Origin of the sequence: Massilibacteroides sp. (assembly GCF_028705895.1) — a bacterium.
Lineage (GTDB): Bacteria > Bacteroidota > Bacteroidia > Bacteroidales > Tannerellaceae > Massilibacteroides.
Genome location: NZ_JAQWCQ010000043.1, coordinates 22,548 through 31,471, shown reverse-complemented (window position 1 = coordinate 31,471; position 8,924 = coordinate 22,548). Strand labels below are relative to the sequence as shown.

The 8,924-nt window shown below is 38.1% G+C and carries 8 protein-coding genes; 7 read left to right on the top strand and 1 reads right to left on the bottom strand.

Features of this window, described 5'->3' with window-relative positions:
* Positions 1-125: 125 nt before the first annotated feature.
* The gene (locus PHT93_RS11080) at positions 126-284 is read right to left on the bottom strand and encodes a hypothetical protein (protein WP_300242862.1); all 159 of its coding nucleotides are present in this window, start codon (positions 282-284) and stop codon (positions 126-128) included.
* A 128-nt stretch (positions 285-412) separates the two neighbouring features.
* Between PHT93_RS11080 and ndk the strand changes: the two genes are divergently transcribed.
* From ndk to xyl3A, 7 genes are all read left to right on the top strand, one after another.
* On the top strand, positions 413-877 hold the full coding sequence (gene ndk, locus PHT93_RS11075) for a nucleoside-diphosphate kinase (RefSeq protein WP_300242860.1): 465 nt from the start codon (positions 413-415) through the stop codon (positions 875-877).
* A 36-nt stretch (positions 878-913) separates the two neighbouring features.
* Positions 914-1,393, top strand: a complete 480-nt coding sequence (locus PHT93_RS11070) for a DUF4494 domain-containing protein (RefSeq protein WP_300242856.1) — start codon at positions 914-916, stop codon at positions 1,391-1,393.
* Entirely contained in the window at positions 1,390-2,055 is a 666-nt protein-coding gene (locus PHT93_RS11065) for a YggS family pyridoxal phosphate-dependent enzyme (RefSeq protein ID WP_300242853.1), read from the top strand. Before PHT93_RS11070 ends, PHT93_RS11065 begins: the two co-directional genes overlap by 4 nt.
* An 89-nt stretch (positions 2,056-2,144) precedes the next feature.
* Complete coding sequence (locus PHT93_RS11060) at positions 2,145-3,122, top strand: dihydroorotate dehydrogenase-like protein (RefSeq protein WP_300242850.1); 978 nt, start codon at positions 2,145-2,147, stop codon at positions 3,120-3,122.
* Positions 3,123-3,342: 220 nt separating this feature from the next.
* Positions 3,343-5,292, top strand: coding sequence for an FAD-dependent oxidoreductase (locus PHT93_RS11055; RefSeq protein WP_300242848.1), 1,950 nt, complete (start codon positions 3,343-3,345; stop codon positions 5,290-5,292).
* Positions 5,293-5,525: 233 nt separating this feature from the next.
* Entirely contained in the window at positions 5,526-6,152 is a 627-nt protein-coding gene (locus PHT93_RS11050) for a porin family protein (protein ID WP_300242845.1), read from the top strand.
* Positions 6,153-6,296: 144 nt separating this feature from the next.
* Positions 6,297-8,903 (top strand): xylan 1,4-beta-xylosidase, encoded by a 2,607-nt coding sequence (gene xyl3A, locus PHT93_RS11045; RefSeq protein WP_300242843.1) that lies wholly within the window; start codon positions 6,297-6,299, stop codon positions 8,901-8,903.
* The last annotated feature ends 21 nt before the right edge of the window (positions 8,904-8,924 follow it).

Below are 8,924 nucleotides of genomic sequence, written 5' to 3'. Positions count from 1 at the left end.
TAGTATAGTCCAACGCAACGCGTTGGGAAGGATGTAGAACGAGTCTCGCGCCCTGAAGGGGCAACATAGCAGATGTTAGGGTAGGTTTATACTGTCCTTTCAGGCCGCAAAGGAAGGGTGTCCTATTACCCAACACGTTGTGTTGGGCTGATATATACTCGGCTTTCAGCCGGAATTATTCGATGAAGAGTAAGACTAAAGTGGAGCAAGAAGTTTGAGTTGATGACATTGGTCTCTAAAATGCCAGTTTGCAGTATAGACGTATCACGATGGATGATTACCATAACAACCGGATATTTTGCCTGATCCAGAATTCCAAGCAGTAGAGTTTTATCCTAATACGAAAAAAACAATTACCTTTGAACCAATGCTCGCAATCGTGCGGCATTGGTTTTTTAATATATATCGGCTTATGGAAAAAACACTCGTTATTTTAAAACCCGGATGTATATCCCGCGGTTTAATTGGGGAGATTATTTCCCGGTTTGAGAAGAAAGGTTTGAGATTAGTTGGCATCAAAATGAGGCAATTGGATGACACTATTCTAAATGAACATTACGCCCATTTGGCGGAGAAACCGTTTTTCACCCGGATTAAAAACGGAATGATGGCAACGCCCGTTATCGTTTGTTGCTGGGAAGGAATTGACGTAATACGAGTGGTACATGACATGGCCGGAAAAACGAATGGAAGGGATGCGTTGCCTGGTACCATACGCGGTGATTACAGTATGAGCATTCAGGAAAACATTGTACACACGTCAGATTCTCAGGAAACGGCCATAATAGAAATCAAACGTTTCTTTGCTGATGCTGAGTTGTTCGATTATCAATTACCCTACCTTCATAGTTTATATTGTAGTGACGAATTAGATTAGTATAAAAACAGATTTTACAAAAAAACAGAGAAATATATGCATAATTGGTTTGAATGTAAGGTTACGTATGAGAAAGTGCTTGAGAATGGAATGCAGAAAAAAGTAACCGAACCCTATTTGGTGGATGCCTTGTCGTTTACAGAAGCGGAAGCGCGGATTATTGAAGAGATACGCCCATTTATCTCCGGAGAATTTACGGTAACAGGTATTAAAAGAGCGCGTCTTTCTGAGCTTTTCTTTAATGAGAACGGAGATCGTTTCTATCGTATAAAAGTATATTTTATTACGTTGGATGAAAAAAGTGGTGCTGAAAAGAAAACGGCAGCTCAGATGCTTGCACAAGCTTCCACACTCAAAGAAGCAATCGCAGTATTAGAAGATGGGATGAAAGGAACGATGGCAGATTATGTAATCGCTTCGGTTGCAGAAACAATGCTAATTGATGTATATCCCTATTCTGCGGAAGCAAAAACGCCTAAATCACAAGAAGAGTTAATCGCCGAACAAAGACAATGAGTATTCGTGAAAACATACACTCTCTAAGAACTTCTTTACCGAAAGACGTATCGCTCGTTGCGGTATCTAAATTTCATCCGGCAGACAATATACAAGAGGCATACGATGCAGGACAGCGTATATTCGGAGAAAGTCGGGCTCAGGAGTTAGTATTAAAAAAACAATCTCTGCCGGAAGACATTGAGTGGCATTTCATCGGACAATTACAAAGCAATAAAGTGAAAGATATTGCCCCATTTATTCACACTATACATAGTATAGATTCGCTCAAGTTAATAGAAGAAGTTGAGAAGCAGGCCGGTAAGCATGGTCGCATCATACGTATTTTATTAGAAATTCATATTGCCCGAGAAGAAACAAAAGCGGGATTCACAGAGGAGGAATGTAAAGATTTACTGTCGTCTATTCATCTTGAAGATTATCCGCATGTGTTATTTGGAGGAGTGATGGGAATGGCAACCTATACAGAGAACACAGAACAGATACATCAGGAGTTTCATCGATTAAAAGTTCTGTTTGATGAAATAAAGAGCATTTATTTTACAGAAAAAAAAGGATTCAACGTATTATCAATGGGAATGAGTTCAGATTATAAAATTGCAATAAGCGAAGGGAGTAATATGGTTAGAATCGGCAGTAATATATTCGGAGAAAGAATATAAACACTGTTTTAACCTTGTTTATATGAAGCGAATGGTTACCCATTGAATATTTGTCTATTTTTACACTGTTAAACTTAATTAAGTCAGACATGATTGATATTTCAACGCATTATGCAGGGCTAAACTTAAAGAACCCACTTATTGTAAGTAGTTCAGGCCTTACCAACAACGCGGTCAGAAACAAAGAATTAGAGAAAGCCGGAGCAGGCGCTATTGTGCTAAAGTCACTGTTTGAAGAACAGATAGAAATGCACAGTGATTCATTAATGCAGGATTCGGATTTCCCCGAGGCAGCTGATTATATTCGCGGATACATCAAAGCGAATCAGCTCAATACATATATCGAACTAATAAAAAAGACGAAAGATCTTTGTACGATCCCTATCATAGCAAGTATTAATTGTTATAAAGCTGATGTTTGGACTGAATTTGCTCATCAAATTCAGGAAGCGGGAGCAGATGCCATTGAACTCAATGTCTTCTCACTGGAAACAGACCTGGTTTACGAAAATGACAAACTTCGGAACAATTATGTTTCCATACTCAGGAAGATAAAAGAAACGGTTTCTATCCCGGTTATTGTAAAATTAGGGAAATATGTTGACAACCTGCCTGCACTTGTTCATGCATTAAAACATAATGGCGCAGATGGAGTCGTACTTTTCAACCGTTTCTATCAACCGGACATTGATATAAATACTATGCAGATCGTATCGGGTAATGTATTTAGCAATCATGCTGATTTGGGCGACACATTGAGATGGGCTGCTATTATTTCAGGGAAAGTACCGGGAATCGACGTATCTTCTTCTACTGGGGTACATGATTGGGAAGACGTAGTTAAATGCCTTCTGGCAGGTTCTACAACAGTGCAAATGTGTAGTTCGGTTTACAATCAGGGAAGTGAAATCATTTCTCAGGTGATTACCTGTCTTGAAGAATGGATGCAACAAACACAATATAGAAGCATAGATGAATTCAGAGGGAAATTAAATTATGCCAACATCCCTGATCCGGGCATGTATGAAAGGGCACAATTCATGAAATACTTTTCTAACAGAGACTAAGATTCCTACGTAAACATAAATCAGCCGGACAAGACAACAGGGTTTACCTGATCTTGTCCGGCTTTGTTTTTTAAGTCTTTCCTCCGCCTCTTTTTATTTACAAGTACTATCATCCTAAAACAAGAAAACAGAAATTAATACCGACAAATATATTTTCCAAATAAAATTATAAATCAAAGAAACTTTATACCTTTGTTTAAAAAATAACAAAAAAGGGATTATGAAGTATTTAATAGTTGGAGGTGTTGCGGGCGGAGCAACAGTAGCAGCCAGACTAAGGCGATTAGATGAAAAAGCAAATATCATTCTATTTGAACGCGGACAATATGTGTCATATGCAAATTGTGGGTTACCCTACTATATCGGTGGAACAATAGCCGAACGGGACAAACTTTTTGTTCAAACGGTTAAAGGGTTTACAGAAAGGTTTAATATCGACATCCGTACTGAACAAGAAGTTTTATCAATTAACGATGCCTCTAAAGAAATTCTTGTACGAAATCTGATAACCGGTGATACATATCAGGAAAAATATGACAAACTGATACTATCTCCGGGAGCAGCACCGATAAAACCTAAAATTCAAGGAATAGAAAGTGATCTGATTTTTTCATTACGCACGGTGCCGGATACAGATCGTATTAAAAATTATATATGTAATAATCAACCACGTAAGGCATTAGTTGTTGGAGCTGGTTTTATCGGGTTGGAAATGGTAGAAAACCTTCATGACCTCAACATTGATGTTACTATCGTAGAAAAAGCAAATCAGGTTATGGCTCCGCTTGATTTTTCGATGGCTGCTATCGTACATCAGCATTTACACGAAAAAAGAGTACAACTGATATTGGAAGACGGGGTATCCAAATTCGAAAACAAAGGAAAAAGCATCATTGCTCATTTAGAAAGCGGCAAGCAAGTTGAAGCTGACATGGTGATTTTGAGTATCGGAGTAAGACCGGAAATCAATTTAGCAACCGAAGCTGGCTTAAAAATTGGTTCGTTAGGAGGTATATCGGTTAATGAATATATGCAAACATCCAATCCCGACATTTATGCTTTAGGTGATGCTGTGGAGGTTACTCATTTAGTTACTGGTAAACCAGCTTTAATTCCATTGGCCGGACCGGCTAATAAACAAGGAAGAATTGTTGCAGATAATATTATAAACGGAAACAAACACAAATATTCGGGAAGTATAGGTACATCAATAGCAAAAGTCTTTAATTTGACAGTTGCTACTGCCGGAGCTAATGCCAAACAATTAAAAAGGGAGTCTATCGATTATATTTCTTCTTATACGCATTCTGCATCACACGCCGGATACTATCCCGGAGCAATCCCTCTTAGCATGAAGATTCTCTTCAGCCCGACTGATGGTCGTCTATATGGCGCACAAGTGGTAGGAGTTGATGGGGCAGACAAACGCATAGAAATGTTAGCTCAGGTAATTAGAAACGGAGGAGGTATCAACGACCTGATTGATATCGAACAGGCCTACGCCCCTCCTTTCTCATCAGCAAAAGATCCGGTGAACATGGCGGGATTTGTTGCCGAGAATATTTTATCAGAAAAAGTAAAGATTATTCACTGGCGCGAAATCGAAGATTTACCTTCCTCAACCTTGCTTGTTGATGTTCGCACGCCAATAGAATGTAGTTTAGGAACCATTCCGGGCGCTATAAGTATTCCTGTTGATGAATTGCGCGACAGATTACAAGAATTACCTAAGGATAAAGATATTGTCATTTTCTGCGCAGTAGGATTAAGAGGATATTTGGCTTGGAGAATTTTGGCACAGAATGGTTACAAAAATATTCGTAATTTATCCGGTGGTTATAAAACCTGGAGTTTAGCGACATGGAAAGAAGAGAATAAAAACGTTATGCCTTTAGATCGCCCGACAACAGAAGACGGACAGGAGGAAAAAACATCTGTAATATCTATTGATGCCTGCGGCATGCAGTGTCCCGGTCCTGTAATGCAATTAGAGAAGCACTACTCTAAATTGAAAGTTGGAGAGCAACTATCGATTAACGTAACAGATCCTGGTTTTGGCAAAGATATAACTACATGGTGCAAAAACAAAGGTGCATATTTAGTCTCTTTGGAAAATAAAAATGGAATTATACATGCAGTTGTAAAACGAACAGATTCTCGTCCGATTTAACACAAAAAGTAAATACAAGAAAAAGGAATTTGTTATTCAAAGAGAAATTTGGACAATTAATTTATTTCATTACTTTTGTTTAATTAATATGAGTTTGACATAACATATTTTCAATTATTAATTAACCGTAATAAGACAGTTCCATGTGTAGTTAGACCTATATTCAAACTACATTCCAACTTGTCAAACTCATATTTACCAAATCATTATTCTATTATTTTAAACAAAAAGTCATGAAAAAGTTTTTATTATTGTGTTTTTCAATTTGCTTGATTATTAGTTCCGGAGCTTATGCTCAGGATAATCAAAATGAAAAAAAAAGTGAGGATGACCAAAAAAGCGTGCGTGTTTGCATCAAGGTTGGTGGACAAATATCCGGTGTTAGACAAATCCATGACACAAGTAAGAAACGTATTCCCGGATTAGCATTAGGAGGCTTCGTTCAAATACATTTAAAACAGTACGATGGATTAAACTTCTATTTTACTCCGGAATTACTTTATTCCCAAGAAGGAGAAAAACGAAAAGACAGAAAATCAGATCAAAAGCTAAACTTTTATCAAGATTATTTGGCTTTACCTCTAATGCTTAAAGGTTATTTCTTAAACAACGACTTGATGTATATCGAATTTGGTCCAAGGCTAAGTTATATGATAAATTATGAAAACAAAAGCAAAGATTTAGACGAAGCAAAAGAATTTGATTTTGCGCTATCTATTGGTGGCGGTCTTAGCTTGGGTAAAAATAATAATATCGAGATCGGAGGAAGGCTAAACTGGGGACTATTGGATATGTATCCTGACATTCCTAAAACGAATTACAACGGTAGTGCCACAATTTCTGTTGCTTACCTTTTTTAATATTGTATAGTTTTTTCTCTCATATACTTGAATAAGTGCATTCAAAAGATTAGTTTTGTCTCAAAATATTTCCATAAACAATTAAGAACAAACAAATTACATCGTTCTATATTGTAGAAGAAACAATATCTAATTGTTAACAACATGAAAATGAGACAACTTACTTTGAGTGCACTTATTGTTTTCTTATCGGTATCCTCGTGCAGCAAGAAACAATACGACTATCCTTTCCGTAATCCAGACCTTCCCGTTGAAGAAAGAGTAGATAATCTTTTGAGTTTGCTTACCCCAGAAGAGAAGATCGCTCAGATGATGAATAGAACTCCTGCGATCGAACGATTAGGCATCCCCGAATATGATTGGTGGAATGAAGCATTGCATGGGGTAGCTCGTGCAGGTAAAGCAACTGTTTTTCCGCAGGCAATCGGAATGGCAGCAACGTTTGATGATGATGCCTTATTCGAAACGTTTAATATGATCAGTGATGAAGCACGGGCAAAATATCATCAATATCAGAAAGACAAAGAATATGACCGTTATAAAGGGTTAACTTTCTGGACTCCCAATATTAATATTTTCCGTGATCCAAGATGGGGACGCGGAATGGAAACGTATGGAGAAGATCCGTATTTGACAGAGCGAATGGGTGTTGCCGTTGTAAAGGGATTACAAGGTAATGACCCGAACTATTTCAAAACGCATGCTTGTGCCAAACACTATGCCGTCCACAGCGGTCCGGAGTGGAACCGGCATGAATACAACGCTGTAAGCACTCCACGTGATTTATGGGAAACATATCTACCAGCCTTTGAAGCATTGGTTAAGGAAGCGAATGTTCAGGAAGTCATGTGCGCTTACAATCGCTTTGAAGGAGTTCCATGTTGTTCTAATGACAAATTATTAATACAAATTCTGCGTAATGATTGGGGATTCGATGACATCATATTATCTGATTGTGGAGCTATTGATGATTTCTGGCAAAAGGATAAAAACACACCTCGTCATGAAACGCATCCTGATGCAATAACAGCCTCTGTTGATGCAGTAAGAAACGGAACAGATCTGGAATGTGGGGGTAGCTATCGTGCATTAAAGAAAGGTTTGGAAAATGGCAGTATAACAGAAGATGAGTTAGACGTTTCGTTACGCCGGTTATTCCGTGCTCGTTTTGAATTGGGTATGTTTGATCCGGATGATCGCGTTCCATTTTCTAAGATTCCGTATAGCGTGGTGGAAAGTCCTGCTCATATCAACCAGGCATTAGAAATGGCTCGTAAGAGTATTGTACTATTAAAAAACAAGAATAACATTCTTCCTTTAAATAAAGAGGTGAAGAGAGTAGCTGTTATTGGCCCTAATGCAGCTGATTCAACTATGCTTTGGGCTAATTATAATGGGTATCCAACTCATACGGTAACTATTTTGGATGGTATCAGGAAGAAATTACCAAACGCAGAGATCATCTATGAATTTGGGTGCAACCATACTGCGTCAACTATCTTAAAAGATTTCAGTCATTTTATTACGTCAAAAGACGGAGAAGGTTTTACTGCAGAGTTTTTCAACAATTGCGAATTTGAAGGTGATCCTGTTCACCAAGAATTAGTCAAGAGTATCCACTATACAACAGGAGGAAACACGCAATTCGCTCCAAATGTAAACTTAATAAACTTTTCTGCACGTTTCACCGGCGAAATTGAAGCTCCTGCATCCGGAGATATTGAATTTCAGATTGGAGGTAATGACGCCTTCTATTTATATATCAATGATGAGAAAGTGACCGAAAGAGAAAGTGAATATTCCAGCAGTAAAAAATATATTCTCAAGGCAGAAAAAGGGAAAAAATACGAAATTAAGATTGAATACATACAACGTCTTGGTAGTGCCGACTTGAACTTTGATTTTGGAATGCGCGAATTGGTCAATTATAAACAAACAGCTGACCGGGTTAAAGATGCTGATATAATATTATTTGTGGGCGGTATTTCCCCTCGGTTAGAAGGTGAAGAAATGCCTGTTGATGCGGAAGGATTTAAGAAAGGAGACAGAACGAATATTGAAATTCCTAAAGTACAACGTGAAATGGTACAAGCTTTGAAAGCAACAGGAAAACCAGTCGTCTATATCGTTTGTACAGGAAGTGCGTTAGCTTTAAATTGGGAAGATCAGAATTTAGATGCTATTCTGAATGCCTGGTACGGTGGGCAAGAAGGGGGCACTGCAGTTGCCGATGTTCTTTTCGGAGACTACAATCCAGCCGGACGTTTACCTGTGACTTTCTACAAATCTGCGGATCAGCTACCTGATTTTGAAGATTACAGTATGAAAGGACGTACGTACCGTTACATGACACAAACACCTCTTTACCCATTTGGGTACGGCTTAAGTTATACAACATTCAGCTATTCTGATGCTCAACTGTCAAAGAATGAAATTGCAAAAGGGGAAGGGGTAAGAATCTCTTTTGACATTACGAATTCCGGTAAAACAGACGGAGACGAAGTAGCACAAGTTTACATTAAGAATCCAAATGATCCTGATGCACCAATAAAAACATTACGTGCTTTTAAACGTATAAATATAAAATCCGGCGCTTCTGGAAAAGTAAATTTGGACTTAGATGAGAAAGCCTTCTATTCATTCAACGACGAAACACAAGCTTTTGAGACCCGTCCGGGGAAATATCAAATCTTATATGGTGGTTCTTCTTCAGATAAAGATTTGAAATCGGTAGAATTAACAATTCTATAATATTGAGAACACACTCATTGA